Below are 19,138 nucleotides of genomic sequence, written 5' to 3' on the forward strand. Positions count from 1 at the left end.
AATCGTTATTCTTATAAAACAATACCAATTAAAAACCGGCTACAACAGTACCTTTCTTACCAAGATTCTTATACCTCAGCATAGCTTCAACATAATAATAATCTGCATAAGTAAGTGGCACATCTATCATAGCCCCTTTAGGCAAATGCGCCACACTATGCTTCAAGATAAACCCGCCATTATCACCATAAGGCGCTTTAAATGCAGGAGAAGAAAGTGTTTTTATAATTGTTTCTGCAACATTCAGATACCTGCGTGCATTTACAGCATCCACATAACCAGCCAGCTCTACAAGCGCTGACGCATATATAGCACCAGCCGAGGCGTCCCTTAACGCATTAGGTATTCCCGGAGAATTAAAGTCCCAATACGGTACTTTATCTGCAGGAAGATCTGGATGGGTTAAAATATAACTGGCAATGTTCATAGCCTGCTTAAGATATGCAGGATTTTTAGTCTCCCTGTACATCATAGTAAAGCCGTATAAGCCCCAACCCTGTCCGCGTGCCCAGGAAGATTGATCTGAATACCCCTGCACTGTTTGTTTAAGGATAACGTTGCCTGTTACCGGGTTATAATTTACCAGGTGATAAGAACTGTAATTTTTTCTGAAATGATTTTTCATCGTGGTATTGGCATGTGCAATAGCCACTTTTGCATAGGTGGAGTCCCCGCTTATTTTTGTTGCATACATCAGTAGCTCCAGGTTCATCATATTGTCTATAATAACACGGAACTCTCCCGGCTTTGACGCCCAGGACATGGTACAGCCAACTTTAGGATTAAAACGTTTTATCAGCGTTGCTGCACTGGTTAATAATATAGGATTATATGCAGCTTCGGGATGAATACGATTGGCATTTCCATAGCTGCAGTACATCATAAAACCAATATCATGCGAATCTAAAAATTGTATGGGCTCTAAAACTTTTAGCTTTTTGATGCCTTCTTTATAAAGATCCTCATCTTTATTAACGGCGTACAGGTAAAATAAAGTAGCAGGGTAAAATCCGCTTACCCAGTTTTTTGCAGGTATACTGCGCCAGTTACCTCCTTTATCAAATGTTTCAGGTAAGCTGTCATCCGGCACATGCTTCATCAACAATTTATATTGCGCTGCGGCATCTGCAAGGTTTTGGTTGATAAGCTTGAGCATATCCGCTTTTGGTGTAAGCGTTGTCCGCTGGGCATTTCCGGTTGTCCAGGTCGTGACTAGAAAAAATACTGCCATTAAATGTACATGCTTCATATAATAATTGTTTATAGTAATAGTTATGAGTTGTCTGTTATAGCGTGATCTATTTCAATATAATCTCCTTTCCATATCCGCTTGTTTGTCCAGTCTTTATCAGGAGCTGTCCAAAAAACATCATTAGCCGGCAAACCCAGTATTAAAAAGGCCTGCGTGCATAAATACAGGCTGCCGGTTGAAATATACCTTTCTCCAAGATTTGGCTGATGCCCGAAAAAACCTATCCGTAACCATCCTTTTTCATCAAATGTACCGGGTGCTTCAATTTGTCGTTTTATCACCGAGTATAAGGCGTATCGCACCTGTTGGGGGTTTACTTCCGCAGGTAACTGCCGCATAAGCGCCACCTTAGATAATAGTTGAAATGCCCCAAAACGGTAAGTAATAGAGCGTCCGATGACCGGATAGGTAGCCTCCGGAGAGATAAGCCTTTCCTGCACTGCTGCATATCGTCTTGCCCTTGTTAATATAACCCCATATTCTTTTTTACTGTCGATACCTGAATCCTTCATGACCTGTAATACTTCCAAGAGCATGGGTTGAATTACGAAGCTATTATAGTAATCCCAATGAAAGTCGGGCCCATCTCCATATGTGCCATCTCCTTTATACCATAGTGAGTGCTGTTTAATAGCATAATCCAGGCGCATCTTATCGCCACTTTTATCAAATTTTTCCAAAAATGCTTCTACCATTGCACTAAACATCAGCCAATTGCTATAAGAGGGTGTGATACCACGCGAAGATTTTAACGCCTTTATTACATGCTGTTTTGTTGCTTCGCTCAACCTCTCCCACAATTGTGTAGGTGCCCGTAATATTCCCTGTGCAAAGAATGCTGCGTCTACTAAAGGTTGACGACCTTCAGAAAAGTTTAAAAAATCAGGAGATTGCGGGTTGGTGGCGTTATCAATACATTTTAATGTAAGATTGATATATCTCTCACGCAGTTTTCCTTCTGCTGTATTATCAGGCCCGAGCTCCAGCCAGGGAGCTATGCCGGCAAGCAGCCTGCCGAATGCCTCAAGATACGTAGAATACACTCTGTCCGTTGGTACTGCAGCTTCTACCGGCATTGCTTTTTTTAGCTCATTCCTGCTTAATGCGTTTAATACAGGATCAGCAATTTTAACCAGGATTTTTATACAATAATCACGTTCTGATTTTCCGACCAGCGTACTATCCTTTTGCTGTGCCTGTATCACAGGTGGCGAAAACAGCAACAGCATAAATAATAATACTAGAATCTTATTATTTCTCATCATTTTACTTTTTATTAAAAGATGTTTGTAATACCACCAGTCTTCTGTCTCCCTTATAAGTTATTGAAACCTCTGGCTTGTCTACCGGGCAATCAATCCATTTTGTTTCGCTAGGCTTTATAACTTGCGTAACCTCCGGGAGCCCGTTTATTTTTATTTTTATTTCCAAAGGCTCACCTGATGGGTTCCACACTACGGAAGTACACATATTCTGGCCTTCCGGTATCCTGCACCAGAACATCCCCGTACCATACGAAGGAGCATCCGGCTTTATTTTAGGTTGTCCTCCAAATGTTTGGGTAAAAGGCCCCCACGGACGTCTTCCATTGGCAACATATTGTATGCCCGGGCGTGAGTTGAACCCTCCGCGATTACCGCCGGCCAGTTGGTAGCCTTCTTTAGAGATCACAATCGAGTTGTGCAAGGATTGGGGTAACCTTGGCGTTGAGTTAACCAGAAAACCACTATATAAATCCGTAACGATTCCCCTTTCAGTTTCATAGTCGCCCCATATAATGGGTGCTGTAATGAATTGATATGGCTCGTGTTTGTTTGCATTACTGAGGTAAGCCACCATGTTCAGCAGTATACGGTCGGCTATAGGATCAAGCCCCGAACGGTTTATCATATCAAGCCCGCTTATCAATACGCATCCTTCTCCCATAAACTGTTCTGCTACAGCTATAGCCTGCAAACCAGAGCTGTAATTGGCAATAATAGCTGTTTGCTTTACTGCCTCATTGTCTGCGAGATTAAAACCATTTGTAACCGGATAAATAGCCGGCATTCCTGCTTTAGTGGCATTCCAACCTGTGTAATCGCTCCAAATCCTGAGCTCTTTTCGTGTAATGCCTGCGAATATTGGATTTTCGGGTCTTTCCGGATTTACATAATAACCGTTCCGGGGAGAAAGGGCAGATGTTGGATAATCAGGATTATCAATGTCGATGTTCCGGTTGGTTATTTTATATTGGAGGAGACTGTTTAAGTTATTTCTGTGCACGCTGTCCTGTCCTAAAATTAACACCCGTGCTCCATTATTAATCAATTGGCGGATGCCTGGTGTTGCCCGGGCTAACTGGCTATCGGCCCCCTGTTCCCCGATTACCAGGGCCGCGCTGCCTTTTATATTTTTAAGATCTGTTATACCGGTGTAATGAATGCCCAGTTTTTCAAATGCTTTTTTTGTATTGCCTGCAGGGTCATACAATAAAACCGGCGCTTTTACCGGTGTTACCGCTTTTATATAATCTGTATTTGCAATAAAATACTGAATACTATTAGCAGAAACCTTTTTGTTGCCTGAGAAGACGCTACCTTCAAGATCGTAATATCCTGTTACCACATTTTCCGGTAATACAATAGGGAGCTCCTTTTTAAAAGTTCCGTAATAGGCTATATCCGGTACGGTAATACTATCGCATAATACCGTTTTTTTTGTTTTATCCGTTAGTTTATAAACCAGTTTTACATTTTTTATATCATTGAAGCCGTTATCATCGTTGATGATATGAACGATAGGGTTTATGCTGCTTCCCGCATAAACATGGGGTGTCCACGACTCCCAACTTAATAATACCGGTTGATAGGATATTTTTATTTGATCAGTAGCCGGCTTTGGCTTCATATCCCTGAAATGGGTTATATCATTCCAGTTATAAAACAAAATGGTAAAAGGAAATACACCACTCAGGTCAGGATTAATGTTTCTAAACTGCCTGAAGACTTCAGTAGCGTTTCTTAATGTTGATTTTTGATGTTCATCAGCCAGTTGCGCCTGTAAATCCTGCGGGGCATGTCCTGTCCAGGCAAGCTGCGAGCTGGGGTTTTTATGCCCCGGCGTAAGATTATAGCGCCCGTCGGGGCCGGTATAATTTCCAACGCATTCCGTAAATGTAACAGGCTGTCCTTTTTTCGGGAAAGGTATTATTTCCGCATTGTTCCTGATGTGCAAAAAAGTATAGGGGGAACTATAATACCAGCCCCAATAGCGGTGCAGGTCGCATATATCGCCGGTCTTCCCGTAACCATATCCTGCATTGGCAATATAAACCCTGGTTTCATCCCAGCGCTTTAGCTTTTCAAATGCGTATGAGAGGAACGATTCCCATTCTACAGCACGTTTTCCTGCAAAAGGTGTTTCGTTTGTCATGGCGTATACCATTAAAGCGGGGTGATGAGCTATTAATCCTAATTTGTCATTTTCATACCAGCTCACGCCATCGTCATAATTAGCAGGAAAACCACCATCTCCCTCATCGCCCACCTGCTCTGCTTTTTCAACCTTTGCTCCTTTTGCTACTTTACCATCATAGTTGCCGCCAAAAACCATCATACCCAGTTCGTCGCATACATCATACCATTCCTCGGCATCAGGTATGCGTATTATGTTTACGTTGATACTTTTCATGAAGGTTACATAATCCCAAGCAAAAGACCGGCTTTTTTCCAGCGAAGCCGGAATACCCCTGTTGGGTGGATTAATAGCAATTCCTCTTAAAAAGACAGGGTGCCCGTTAAGATATAAATTGCCTTCCCTGCGCTCAAAACTGCGAAAACCCGCGCGCTCTTTTATTTCTTCTGTTAACGTGTTTTTTTCATACCGCTGTAAACAAACTTCATAGAGGTACGGGTTTTCGGGCTCCCATAAAACAGGCTTTAAATCATTTACGGTAAAGCTTACTTTAGGTATTTTTTCATTTACGGCTTTTTCAGCATTCACAGCGCCGCTCCATAACACTCTGTTATCTTTTAAAGATTTTATGTGTAATTTATATACCGAACCGGGCTTTATAAATGAAGCGTCTGCCAGCACCCTCAGGTAATCTCTTCCTGTAAATGGAATAATACGTCCTGTTTTTTGTGCAAACAGCCCCAATACGCCTAACAAACAAAGGCTGCTGATTAACACCTTCCTTTTAATCATCATTTTAATTTTTGTAATAATTTTTTTTAATAAAGCCTACTGATATTTAATACGCGTTATTCTTTTTCGAATAGCTAAAAGTGATTTTTGCAGGCTTACTCCAATATATCAATCGCTAATAATTAATAATAAAGGTATAGTTTTTGAAAACCGAAAAAATACCGTTTTACCAAAATGCTTTGTAATATATTGTTACAACGTTTGAAATTGTTCAGCATCTGATCAGCAGAAATTTCATCAACCGGAGAAGAAACCTGTTTGGCCGGACTGAAGTATTTATCCCTCCCTTGCTTTTGATTTTAACTATATGCTATACGCCGCTGAAAATTGAAAATCCCCCGTCAACATTAATAACGGTGCCGGTTACAAATTTAGAGGCATCACTTAACAGCCATATCAAAGCGCCGATCAGCTCATCTGCATCACCAAGGCGTTTGAAAGGAGTGTGTGATACAACAAGATCCCCTCTTTCCGTATAGCTTCCGTTATCATTTGTTAATAACGCTTTGTTTTGTTCGGTCAAAAAGAAGCCGGGCGCAATTGCATTCACACGTACACTATCTTTATAACGATTGCCCAATTCTATGGCAAACCATTTTGTATAGCAATCAATAGCGCTTTTAGCTAAACTATACCCTAATACTCTTGTAATGGCACGCTGCGATGCCATTGAAGAGATATTGATAATAGAGCCGCCATTGCTATTCTCTGCGATTGCTTCCCCGAATACCTGTGTGGGTAAAATTGTTCCGAAAAGGTTCAATTCCATAACCTCCCTGAGGCCATGCATGTCGAGTTTAAAAATATCAGAGCCCGGCTCAACAATCGCCTGTGGCAGGTTACCTCCTGCTGCATTTACAAGTCCGTCTATTCTGCCAAAATTTTTAAGGACTTCGTTTTTTGCAATAGCAAGGTCTTTCTCATTGGTCACGTCTGCCTTTAAAGAAATAGCTTTACCTCCGTTGCTTACAATGTCGAGAGCGCGTTCTTTTGCTGTTGCCTCGTTACGGCCAAGAATACAGGTGATACCACCTGCACGGGCAATACCTTTTACAAATGATTTTCCTAAAATACCAGTACCTCCCGTAACTACTATCACTTTCCCGTTTAAGTTAAAATCGGTCATAGAATAAATAGATATTAAGCGTTAAAAAACCAATAATGATTTATTGAAGATTATAGTTTCTAAAAAGGATTTATTTTTTTATCCAGTAAATCAGTTCAGGCTTCTCGTGGTCCGATGTGCTTATAGATGCATGGTGCTCTTTGTCCCCATCATCGCCGAGCTGCCTTGTTTCGCGAACCAATACGAAAGTCAATCCTTTTATGGCATATTTTTTTGCGAGCGGGGTAATATCAAGGAAATGGTCTTCCTCCTTATCTGTAAATGCCATTTCGCCAGCTATAAAGGCCTTGCTGCCCACCTCTTTTATCAGCGCTTTGTTGTCATCCAGTAATAAAGCATTGCTCCATGTTAGTTTTTCGGCGCTCCATTTAACAGAAGGAATACCGTAAACATGCAGCCTGTAAGGCGTGCTTGTTTTATTCGTATATCCATTTACTTTTAGCAGGATCGCATTTGCTTTTTGGGCGCTGTTTTTATCAAAATCAAAATAAGTATAAGCTACAGTATTGCTATCGGGCTGTGAGGCGTTCAACTGTACTTTAAGCCTTTTTTCATTACTGAAAGATTTTTGCTTATTGCTGCCACCTGCCACAAACGAAGCGGAGCTTGCTGTTATTTTCTTCTTTACGAGGTTTTTCTTGGGAATAGTGAGTAAAACTACTGTTTGAGGCTGCAGCGTAAAATCAATCTGTTGCGATGCAGGCATTTCCAGTACTTGTTTTGCCTCGCCATAATTTTTGTCATTCACTATTTCTGCAATTACCGGGTTGCCAGGGCTGATGCCGAGCTCTTTCAAATCAATGTTTAACTCGTATGTAAATGCACCTCTTTGCACCAGCCATATATAATAATTCCCTGTTTCTTTATCAAAGGACGTATAACTGTCAAAGTCAGTATTTTCAACTGAAGCAGTTGTTTCAAGCAAGGGTCTTTCATTTTTGAACCCTTTCGCAAAAAGCCTTACTACCTGCCCCGTTCTTTGTATGCCGGAAACATTATAGTCGGCCTCACCGGATGGTCCGTCGTTTTTATCAAACAGCTTTATTTCTCTTACTTTTAAAGGACCCTCATCGGTACTGACGAATTTTATTTTTTGAGTGGTGACCGGATTTTTTAAAACTTCAAATACCTGTGTGTATTTATTATTTGATATATGTAGTCCAGGTATATCTTTCCACTCATTGCCTGATAGATACTGAAACTTAAAATTCTTTATCCTGTCGGTCCCTGTATAAACACCGTATGCCGAACCAGTATATATCGCAGCGCTCCCGATGTCGTATTTTTTTTGGAGGTCTATTTCAATCCATTTTTCCCTTCCTGTGCTGTCGCTTACCCAGGCAGACTGATCTGTTTTATTACCATCTGTAATAAATGACGCTTTTGTATGGGACATGCTTGTTACTACAGGTTTATTCAATGCAATGTTCCTGTAAGCATCTTCCACGATCCTTTTTCCCTGCCAGGTGAAATGGTGGCCCGATTTAATACCTCTGGGGTAGGTACTGCTGACGGTATTGGCAAACTTGAAAGCCCACATGCCGTAAGCTCCATTTTTCATATTGTTGGAGTAAATGCCGGCCCATTCGGTGAATAGGGAAGGAGTGTCCATCGTTTCTTCTTTATCGATCAGGTAAGCATTCATCCAACGGCCTATTTCTGTGTAAACGATGGGCAGGCTCTTTCCGGCAGGATGATTGTTCTGTATGATTTTCCGGATGTTGCTCACTCTTGATTCGTAACCTACGGCAGGTGAATTATATGAATGTGTAGAGAAGATTTGCAGCAGATCCCTGTCCAGCTTTTTCCCGTGATAATCTGTTCGTATGGCTCTCGATACAGCCGTCCACCAATCCGTGTTTTGCCCCGCTGTTACAGGTCCTACAAGCATTGGAATAAGCCGCTTATTATAGATTTTGTTTACATCTTCTACTGCACAATGTATGGCATCAGAAACCAATTGCATGGCCATGATCCATTCTTCCAGTTTCATAGGGCCGGAATTACGATGGTTCGGCTCGTTCTGTAAAGCAAACATAAAAACGTTTCCTCTTTTGGCAGCATGATACACCAGTGCATAATACCGTTGCCATTGTTTCCATTTGTTCGTCCAATTGTTTTTAAAGTCTGTACTGCCTATTTGCAGCACTACGTCTGCTCCCAGTTTTTTTAGCTCATCCAATGCGTAATTAAATACCATGCCGTTAGTGGATGAGTAGTCTGCACGGTCATATAAAGGAAGCAAATGCTCCCATTTAATATATTTATTTTTTTCTGGATTTTTCCTCAGCTCTGTTTTTCTCTTGTCGAACTCCTCCACAGCATCTAATATTTCATCAACCTGTACAGAATTTTCGGGTACAAAAGCATTTAAGCTTGCCCATACGCGCAGGCTGTTCACATTGGAGTATTCAATCCAGCCGGAAACGTTAGAGCCGGGGAAATAATAGCCCTGGTTATACCCCACATATTTCATAGATACACCGGCCGATTTATTTTTAACAGTGATGTTTGCATGTTGTGTGCCTGTATATCCTGAATTTTTTTTATTTGCCGAACTTACAAGCGGAGGAGCAGGCATGTCTTTGGCCTCGTCACCAAGAACCTCCACTTCCATTATATTTATTGGTTCTCCGTCATCACAAACGATTCTTATTTTGAAAGTAGTAATAGCCGGAGTATATTTAAATACTACAGAAACAAGGCGGTTTTCATGAATTTCACTTTCAGGAAAATCACTCCAGTTGGCATCATCCCAATACTGTATCTTAAAATTTTTCATTGACCAGAAGCCTGCAGCCTGGCTCATCTCACCGGGCTTTTTTTCACTGTCCGGAATTCCCGAATGCACTTTTATCTCTTCTATATGGTAATACTTTTGCAGATCGATCTCAATAGTATGGGGTGCTTTGCCATTCGCTGCTTCCCATTTGGATGTTCTTGATATTTTCCCGTCAACTATATTTTTTGCTGGGTATGTCAGTTGTTCCGATGAAACAGTAACCGGTTTATGTAAAGCAATATTCTTTTGCTGGCTATATAAAGGTTGCACCTGGCAGAGCAGCACTACGAATAGTAATATACATGTGGTGATTGTTTTTAGTCTCATTTTTATTTCTTTCAGTTGCTAAAATCAGCCCTGGTGCTGATTTTATTATGTATAACATTTATAACTGATCATTTTCTTATATCTTAAAAACGACGCAATGTTGTTGTTAGATTACCTTATTTTTTAAAATTTTTAACTGTATCAATACTCCAAAGCGCCGATGGCCGGTAGTCTTTTTTCACCAACGGTACGGCCATCCAGGTCTGTTGTATAATTTGTTTTATACCCGCGATTAATAGCCGGGCTGTTTTTACGTAACCTGAAGTTTCCATTTGCTGCGTCTATAAAAAGCGGATCAGCTACCATGTCGCCTTTACCAGGTGCAATACCAACAGGATCGGGATTGCCCGGCGAATAATACAGGTTATGGTCGTGCACCTGGTCGCCTATTTTTGTCCGTTTGTGTCCAACAGCTTTTACATATGGGCCGAAAACCTGTATGTCTTTTGCCAAAACAAAAATGTTATTGCGTACAGTAAGAAAAGTAGAATCGCGGTTAAAGGTCCAGAACACATAGCGATCTACATTTGGCTCGCGGGTCCTGATCACGGTATTATTTAATACAAGAACATTTTTCATAGAGCCGCCGCCGATAAACTGGTTCCTGTCGTCGCTTAAATTATAAGCCACTGTGATGCTGTCTACGTTCCTCCCTGCCAGCTCTAAAAAGCCATGGTTGTTAATGGAAGTGTTATGGTGAATGTGGACATTCCTTCCATCAAAAGCGTCATCCACCCCGTCCAGCTCAATGACGCCACCATCCGATCCGTAAGGGCCTCCATAAGATCCATAGTTGGTGATCCTGTTATAGGCAATTTCATTGTGTGGCGAAACGATCATAATGGCAATTGGTCCCCATGATTGCGCCATCTTTTCAAAAGTATCATGAAAGTAATTATGACTGACAAGATTGTATTTCCCTTTTATTTTTACAGCCACAGGCGTATTGTAAAACTCGCAGTTGCGTACGATGTTGTGATGTGTACCCAGACTGAGAAACACGGCCCCCATCTTCTGTACATTTTTATTATTGCGGTCTGAACCTGGCGGATTAGTGTTGTCATGAAAATACAACCCGTCAATAATAATATAACTGCCTTCGATCCGGAAGATATTCCCATTTAATATATTCCAGTCAGGGTTAGAAAATGCGGGCGCTCTTCCGGCCCCGTACCTGGTGAATAAATCCTGCAGCTTTCGCCGGTCGTTGGTCAGTACTATATCTGCACCGGCACTATAGCTTGAAAATACGATGGGCTTACCGTGCGCACCCGAGCAGGTAAAAGTGAATCCTCCGGTATAGGCCGATCCTTTGGCAAACAAAATGCTGTCACCCGGTTTGAAAATACCTTGTTCAAGGTTTTTTAAAGTTTTCCATGCCAATTCCTTAGAAGTTCCTGTATTGTTGTCATCACCTACCAGGGAATTTACATAATAACTGGTAGCAGCTGCTGTAAAGCTGCTGAAAAGGGCAGCTGCATATATAAAACCATTCAGGAATAAAGCGCACTTTTTCATCAGTATGTGTTTGTTTTGCAGATTTGCGGCGATGCCTGCAGAAATCGGTTAGAAATTTATTGAGGTGTAAGCACTATTAAAGACACAGAAGCTCCTTCCACCGTTAAAGGCACCTGTACATTGGCGCTGTAATCTATATCCATTTGCTTGGTTACTGAAATTATTTTTTGGTTATTATCGGCATAATAATTATTGGTTTTAGAGTCAATTGTATAGATATCGCAATGTATTTTACTGCCGGGGAAATACGCCGATGGTATATTGTTAACGCCTACCATAATATCTTTGACAGCTACCGCCTTGGTCCAGTTATAATTCCATACCAGAACCGCAATTCCTTTTGCAGGGTCGGCTGCTGCCAGGGCGTTAATGCCCAATCCTACATTGTCTAACCCTTTGGAAGTTACTTTTACGCGGGTCTTGCGCTCAGCCATCATTTTACTAAGTACCAGCATGTTGCCATAAGGCGATGCATAAGCATTATTTACATCCAGCAGCTGGCTTTTGTAAATTAATGTGCCGTGATTCACTAACCAGTTGCATACAGCGTTAATACCGCCTTCGTACATATAAAAGGCTTTGGTTAGCTGCCCTGCTGCCTGCAATACCACCATTTGCTCAAGCGTTGCGCCAGAGGGCAGGGAGGATCCGCCCTGTATACCGAATTCAGAAACGATTACCGGGATAGCCGGTAAGCCATTTGTGTTCATCATATGGTCTATTTTGCTGCGTGCGCTTAGCAGCTCAAATGGGCGGTTGGCTTCACCGTAGCTGTTGAACGTAAAGAAATCGAATTTTTTGGCTGGGTCGGGATCGTTTGTATAGGCTTTTACAAAGCTTTCGGCATAAGACAACATGCTGCTGATGTTGCCTGTGATAGTTGAATTACCTATCAATATGGGATCGTAGTTTTTACCCTGCGCCTGGTATTCGGCTTTCAGTATGGCATTGGCTTCATTTAAGCCTTTATAGGCGTACTGGTAAACCGGGTAATAGGTGGCCATTGTTTCTCCTGCATGGTCTACTTCGTTTCCAATGTGCACGTATTTGATCTTGGGGTACTTTCTTTTATAATACAACATTGTTTCCCTTACCAGGTTCTTGTAGGCGTCGCCGGTTGGCATCTGGTAGCTGCCCGAGGCCTTATGACCGCTCAGCGCAATCAGCAGGGAGTCTGATGAAGAAGAGTAAAAGCTCAGCGCATCTTCTACCGTCATATTATTACTGCCATAAGTGTAGTTGTATTTGGTATTACCATTGTTGTATACATACACCAGCTGTATCCATACCCTTACCAGCCTGGTTTGCAGCTGCTGCAGCCAGGTTCTGGTATTGGCGCCTGGCATTGAAGAAGTGGTAGAGCTTCCATTGTAACGATGCATCTCCATAACCGGTCCCTGCTGCTGCGAGCAGTCTACTGTTACCAGCGAAGGTGTTACAACTGCTGGTAGTTCAGGCATTACCGGAACGGGAGGCTGCGGGCTATTTTTAATACAGCCTGCAACTATAGCGCATATTAATAAAGTTAATAGTCTGGACTTCATGAGCATCAAATTATTTTCTAAAAATTATTTCACTTTTTATTACTTTCCTACAGCTTCTTTCCACGATGTAGCAATGCGCAAGCCATCGTAGGTGGCCGTGAGCAATGTTGTGTTTTGCCGCAGGCAGACATTTATAACCGCTCCCGGGCCTGATCCAGTGCTGGTAACAGCATCCGGAACAGCAGGTTCAATAAGCGGGATATCACCTGATAGAACATACATTGACGACACACCGGTATTGAAATCGTATTTATGAATTAACAGGTAGGTAGTGCCATAATTATAGTTGACAGGTGAGTAAGCAACCGTAGCGCTTGATTTGCCGATACCTATTTGTGGGCTTCCCCCGTTATCTTTTACGTATATGCGGTTATAGTAAGACCCGCCTGCATCTCTCAGCGAGGTAAAGAAGTCGCCCCCCGCAGCAGTGGCAATACTGATCATTTGCGCTACGTATAGAGTGCCGGAATTTTGCTGAGTAAATGCTGTGCTGTTGTCCTCGCGCGATCCACTGCCGTTTTCGGATACAACAGCGCCGCCTTTACCAGAGCCAATGTAGCCGGGATAGGATAAGCCCGGTATGATATATTTAATAGGATTCACTGTTCCTGAGAATACCGGCCATGTAGTGGTCAAATTTTTCAAATTGCCGGCAGCCGCTCCATACTCAAAATCATCTTTAAAGATCAGTACACCAGGCAGCGCATTGCCGAATTCCACCCCGTTTGCAGCAATTGTTACATCCTGAACAGCAGATGATGTATGCGTAATAAACCCGTTTATGGATTGATTGGAGCCGGTATTGGCAAGGAACCTGACAAATACGGTCATAGGCGCGATATTTAATGTAGAGCCCGATAGCTCAAGCGTTTTACCATAAACGCTGCCGTCTAAAGAGATTTCAAAATTAGCGCTTGCGGTAACGGTCACATCTTCTGATAATTTCGTTCCCCACACATCATACGACAACGGTGCTGAAATGGAGCCTGCTGCCACATTGCCAAATGATAAAGTTCGTGTAGAAACATTTATTTCAGGCAACACAACAGGTTCTCCCTTAATAGTAATAACAGTAGTAGCATTGGTTTTAGCGACTGAAAGTCCGCCTGTTGCAGCCGTGATCTTAAGTACGAGCTGTTTATCTCCTTCAAAATTGTTTAAGGAGTTTACTTTAAGAGATGCCTCGGTAGCCCCTTTGGGAAGCGTGAATGTAAGGCTGCTTGTGGGAACCGGTGGCGTAATAGCGTATTCGCCTGTTCCTATGGTGCTGCTGTTATCTACGGCAACGGTTACTGTGGCCTCTTCTTCAATAGGCAGCGAAAGCGGTAATACCACATTCAGCGAATCGGGGCTGTTGTTCTCAATTGTATAAGCCGCCGATTCAAATCTTATAGTGCCTACATTTAAGGGCCTTTCAACAGATGATTTTTTGCAGGCAAAAAATACCAGGCCGGCCATTACAGCTGCCGCTAAACATAACCTTTTATATTGCTGCTTTCTTATTAAAATATTCATAGCGCTCAATTTGTTGATGAATGACTACCATCCGGGGTTTTGTAATAATTCTTCCGATTTATTGATCTCTCCCTGGGGTATCGGCCACAGGTACCATTTGGGAGCAGTGAATACCGGTGTTCTTATCGTAACTGTTTCGTAGGTATAAGTGTCGCCCGTCTTCACTATTTTCACTCCGTGCAAAGGCTTGTTAGATATGCTTTCGGCTATCTTCCATCTTCTTATATCCCAGTACCGGTGCTCTTCAATGGCCAGCTCTACACGCCTTTCGTTTTGTATCACTTCACGCATCTGCTCTTTACTCATGCCTTCGGTAAGGCCGTAGTTTTCATTTACACCCGGGTTAATGCCTGCTCGCTTACGTATGGCTTCTACCTGTTTGTAAGCGGTATTGATATCTCCCGATTCATTGGCCGCTTCGGCATGATTCAGCAGTATCTCGGCGTATCTTATCAAAGGCAGGCACCTTTCGGTAGGGGAGGAGGTTGTGCTGGCAATCGTATTTTCATCCAGCATCTTCCTTAAATAATACCCGGTTTTTGTAATAGGGTATCCGTCCTGTGCTGCGGTGGAATAAGTATAAACAGGCGTTACCGTTCTGCTTACATTCAGGCGGAGCCCTTCGTTGAACAAGATACTGTAAGCCAACCGCGGGTCGCGGTTTATGTAGGGATTGGCAGCATCATAACCAGTTGGGTTACCGGCAGATTTTATATCGGTTGTAATAGGTTTGCCGTTAACTGTGCCAAAAGCATCTACCAGCTCCTGGTAAGGCATGGAGCTGCCATTACCTGTCCGGGTGGCCGGGTCCCACATCGATTCCAGCGTACGGTTATTGCCGGCCATTGCGGCCAGGATGTATTCATTATTTTTGCGTGTTACGAAAACTTTTTGGAAACCATAGCCTGGAGGTGAGGTTATTTCCATTAAGCTATATTGTCCCAGGTTAATAACGTCTAAAGCCGCCTGTGCGGCTTTGTTCCATCTTGATGCATCGGCCGAAGGGTAGCCCAGTATACCATCCATCTCGGATCGGCCGTTAAAGAGAGGGCTGGCCGCGTAAAGCAATAACCTTGATTTCAATGCCAGGCATGCCCCTTTTGTAACGCGCCCATAGTCTAAGCCCGTATATGCCGGTGGCAACAAACCAGCGGCTGCATCGCACTCACCGGCAATATAATTTACACACTCTTCAAAGGTGGCGCGTTTAGAAGGTATCACATCGGTAGGGCTGTATACGGCATCACCAACCAGGGGCACACCGCCATAATGCTTCAGCATGATAAAATAGAACCATGCCCGCATAAAACGCGCTTCACCTGCCATCCTGCTGCGCAGGGCAGCAGATAAGGGTGTAGCCGGCAAATGCTGCAGCAGCACATTTACACGCCTTATATTGGCATAGGATGTTTCCCAGGCATCAACAGGAATATTTAATGCACTTACGGCCCCTGTCTGGAAGATGACATTGTAGGCAGATGCACTTTGCAGGTTGCTTTCTACTTCATCGCCAATGCTGTAGATGCCTATACTGCCACCCAAACGCTGTGGAGAAGCGCTAAAGCCTATGTCGGTATAAATACGCGTTAAGAATTGCATGGTCCTGGCACTGTCAGAAAAAGTAGAGGCCTCATTCAGATCGTTGGTTTGCACCTGGTCCAGCACACTGCCTTTTTTGCAGGATGCCAGGAAGGCAACTGAGATAACGGCTATGAATATTTTTGTGTTCATCCGGGTATTTTTAAATGCTGTATTACTGGTTTATAACTGAATTAAAATCCTATCTGCAGGCCTGCATTGTAAATTTTTAACACAGGATATACGGCTCCGCTGCCACCGCTTTGTATTTCGGGATCCTGGTTGTACAGGCTGAAATTGGCCCAGGTATGCAGATCATACCCGCTTACATAGAGCCGTGCTGTGTTGATCTTTGCCCGCTGCAGCCATCTTTTGGGTAACTGGTATCCCAATTCCACAGATTTAAGACGTACGTATTTGGCATCATTTACCATCCAGAAATCGGAGGAATTCGAGGGGCTGCTGGGACCTGCCAGTATGGTACTTAGCCGGGGGAATGTTGCGGTAGAAGCGGTCTCAGGCGTCCATCGTCCCAAAGCTACTTCCTGCAGGTTGGCCTGGAATGGTATCACCTGGTTGGTGGATATGCGGTAGCTGTAATCGAAGCTTCCCTGGAATAAAACGTTCAGACTGAAATTGCCATAGCCGAAAGACAAAGAAGTACCCAGCACTGTTTGCGGCAGGTTGGGTCGGCCAATAGGCCTGTAATCCTGCTGGTCAATTGCTCCATCGCCGTTTATATCTTCGTATTTCAGGTCTCCTGGCTTTGCATCGGCAAGATGGGGATAATTATCCACTTCTTCCTGGGTTTGAAAAAAGCCCAGTACATGATAACCAAAAGCCTGTCCTATAGGCCTTCCTGTTTTAGCAAGATAGGGGTAACGGGGCGTTGCCTCGCCCTGGTAAATCACTTTGTTTTTTGCATGAGAGAATGTGAATACCGCTCCATACGAAAATTTCTCTTTCCGGTTGTTATAGCTTACCTGTCCGTCAAAACCTTTATTTTCGGTAATAGCAGAGTTGGTATAAGGCAGGGTTACACCAATGATCTTCAGCACATCATCTTTTACATATAGCTGGTCGTATCGATAGTCATAAAAATAGTCGATCGTAAAAGACACCTTGTTTTCAAAAAACTGGGCGTCGATACCAATATTGGTCTTCTTCGATTGTTCCCATGAAATATCCAGGTTGCCCAACGTACCTTCCTGTATAGAAGGAAATGAATTAGCCGTTTCACCAAAGTTATAATTGGGGCCGGGATTATAAAGTTGCTCTGTCTTGTATACATTGCCTGCGGTAACATCAGAACCGGTTATGCCCCACGAGCCTCTCAGCTTCAGCAGATCGACAAATTTTATATTTTTAAAAAAGTTTTCTTCTGCAATATTCCAGCCGACAGATACTGCCGGGAAAAATCCTTTGGTCTTACGGCCAACAAACTGGCTGGTGCCGTTGTAGGCACCGTTAAATTCAACAAGATAGCGCTGGGCATAATTGTACTCCGCCCGGAAGGTAGTGCCCTGCAGCACCACCGGCGCATATTCCTGAACAGCTTTTACACCTGTGGCATCGTTGTAACTCCCCCTTGTTACATTATCCAGGTTGTAGAGCAGCATTCCTTTTACATTATGGCTGCCGAACGAACGGGCATAGTTTAGCCTGCCTAATGTATTTACTGTTTTACGCGAAGCTGTATTCTGTCCCGAACTGGATAAGGTAAGTGGTTCCAGCCGGTACAATCCGTTGCTGTGAATGGTATAAGAACCATCTTCAGGATTATAATAAAAAGCAGGTATATTATTCCGGTAGAGGCTCCTGTCGTAGCTCACGTCGCCTGCGTAGGCAATACGCCAGTTCACAGAAAGGCCCTTTGTTACAAAGTCCAGTCTTTGATCGGCGCTGAAAAGAACATTCAGCTCGTTGCGGAATGTTTTATCGTATCCCTGCAATGCCAGGCGGCCAATAAGGCTCGTTTCATAATAAATATTTCTTGACCTGAATGCCCAGGGATAGCTGCCATCGGGGTTCAGGAGCGGGGCCGCATAAGGCGGAAGCCTCTGGAAACTGTAAATGGTAGCCAATGGGGTAGTGGCAATATGTGGTTCGGTAATAGTTCCTGTTCTTCCTGTAACGTCTAATCTTAGCTTTAAGGTTTGTGTGGCCTGCATATCCAGGTTAGAGCGGAATGTGAACCGCTGATAGGAGTAGTTATTCTTTGGCGCTTCATAATCGCCCCTGCTGAAATTTCTTAGCTGCCCGTCCTGGAAGGTATGGCCGCCGGAAATAAAGTATTTAACCTTTTGTGTGCCGCCTGAAATATCAATGTTATTGCGGGTTTGGTAAGAATATTTTTTAAACACCTCGTTGTACCAGTCTACGTCCGGATGCCCGTATGGATCATCTTTAAGGCGCCAGTGCTCTAAATCGGCTTCGGTAAATTCCAGTGGTGTGATGCCGTCATTTGTTAAAGCCTCGTTTCTTAACTTAGCCACGGTATACGCATCCAGGAATTTAGGAGTGGTGACCGGTGTTTGCAATCCGTGCTCGGTATTGAAATTAATAACCGGCTTGCCTGTTTTACCTCTTTTGGTGGTAATAACCAGTACGCCATTAGCGCCTTTTATACCATATACTGCGGTGGTGGAGGCGTCCTTTAAAATAGAAAAGCTTTCAATTTCATTTACGTCAAGCTGGGATACCTGGTCGTAAGTATATTCTACATCGTCTACAATGATCAGCGGCTTTTGAGATTCGCCGGAAAGAGAATTGACACCACGGATAAAAAATTCGGCCCCGCTTTTACCAGGCTGGCCCGTACGTTGCTGCGATATAAAGCCCGGAGCACGCCCTATCAGGGTATTTTGAATATTCGGCGTGGGCGTATTTCTTACATCGGCTGCCGACACCGATGTAACGGCCCCGGTACTGGTTATTTTTTTGGTTGTTCCGTATCCTACTACAATTACATCGTCAAGCCCCTTTGCTGTCTGGTCCATATTGATGACAATGGCGGTGTCCATGTCATGTACATTTATTTCTTTATCCTGGTAACCAACTGCCGTTACGATAATGGTTTTGGTAACGCCTTTCAGCGTCAGCCGGAAAGAGCCGTCTTTGCTGGTGATGATACCGTTGGTTGCCTGGTCTTTTTCCTGCACACTGGCACCCGGCAAAGGCCCGTCAATACCGTTTACAACCCCATGTATCGTTTGTTGTGCATATACCGCTGCCGGCAATAAAAAGCAAACAATCAATACGGCTCTCAATAATTTCTTCATAACATTTAATTTAGCCCTTAATGAACA

General features: G+C 43.3%; 10 protein-coding genes. All 10 read right to left on the reverse strand.

Annotated features, from left to right (window positions below; genetic code table 11):
* Positions 1-28: 28 nt before the first annotated feature.
* Positions 29-1,249, reverse strand: a complete 1,221-nt coding sequence (locus ACYVBM_RS06875; RefSeq protein WP_460684898.1) for a glucuronyl hydrolase — start codon at positions 1,247-1,249, stop codon at positions 29-31.
* A gap of 23 nt (positions 1,250-1,272) precedes the next feature.
* Complete coding sequence (locus ACYVBM_RS06880) at positions 1,273-2,517, reverse strand: DUF2264 domain-containing protein (RefSeq protein ID WP_460684899.1); 1,245 nt, start codon at positions 2,515-2,517, stop codon at positions 1,273-1,275.
* 1 nt (position 2,518) lies between these two features.
* On the reverse strand, positions 2,519-5,443 hold the full coding sequence (locus tag ACYVBM_RS06885) for a glycoside hydrolase family 2 TIM barrel-domain containing protein (protein ID WP_460684900.1): 2,925 nt from the start codon (positions 5,441-5,443) through the stop codon (positions 2,519-2,521).
* 307 nt (positions 5,444-5,750) lie between these two features.
* The gene (locus tag ACYVBM_RS06890; RefSeq protein ID WP_460684901.1) at positions 5,751-6,566 is read right to left on the reverse strand and encodes an SDR family oxidoreductase; all 816 of its coding nucleotides are present in this window, start codon (positions 6,564-6,566) and stop codon (positions 5,751-5,753) included.
* Between the two features lie 70 nt (positions 6,567-6,636).
* The gene (locus ACYVBM_RS06895; protein ID WP_460684902.1) at positions 6,637-9,675 is read right to left on the reverse strand and encodes a discoidin domain-containing protein; all 3,039 of its coding nucleotides are present in this window, start codon (positions 9,673-9,675) and stop codon (positions 6,637-6,639) included.
* A 141-nt stretch (positions 9,676-9,816) separates the two neighbouring features.
* Positions 9,817-11,193 (reverse strand): polysaccharide lyase domain-containing protein, encoded by a 1,377-nt coding sequence (locus ACYVBM_RS06900; RefSeq protein WP_460684903.1) that lies wholly within the window; start codon positions 11,191-11,193, stop codon positions 9,817-9,819.
* A gap of 56 nt (positions 11,194-11,249) precedes the next feature.
* Positions 11,250-12,737, reverse strand: coding sequence for a hypothetical protein (locus ACYVBM_RS06905; RefSeq protein WP_460684904.1), 1,488 nt, complete (start codon positions 12,735-12,737; stop codon positions 11,250-11,252).
* Positions 12,738-12,776: 39 nt separating this feature from the next.
* Positions 12,777-14,252, reverse strand: coding sequence for a hypothetical protein (locus tag ACYVBM_RS06910; RefSeq protein ID WP_460684905.1), 1,476 nt, complete (start codon positions 14,250-14,252; stop codon positions 12,777-12,779).
* Between the two features lie 24 nt (positions 14,253-14,276).
* Positions 14,277-15,983 carry a RagB/SusD family nutrient uptake outer membrane protein gene (locus tag ACYVBM_RS06915; RefSeq protein WP_460684906.1) on the reverse strand — a complete coding sequence of 569 codons (1,707 nt, stop codon included), beginning with the start codon at positions 15,981-15,983 and terminating at the stop codon, positions 14,277-14,279.
* Between the two features lie 41 nt (positions 15,984-16,024).
* Positions 16,025-19,111, reverse strand: coding sequence for a SusC/RagA family TonB-linked outer membrane protein (locus tag ACYVBM_RS06920; protein WP_460684907.1), 3,087 nt, complete (start codon positions 19,109-19,111; stop codon positions 16,025-16,027).
* Between the last annotated feature and the right edge of the window lie 27 nt (positions 19,112-19,138).

It is taken from the genome of Niabella aquatica (assembly GCF_054779315.1).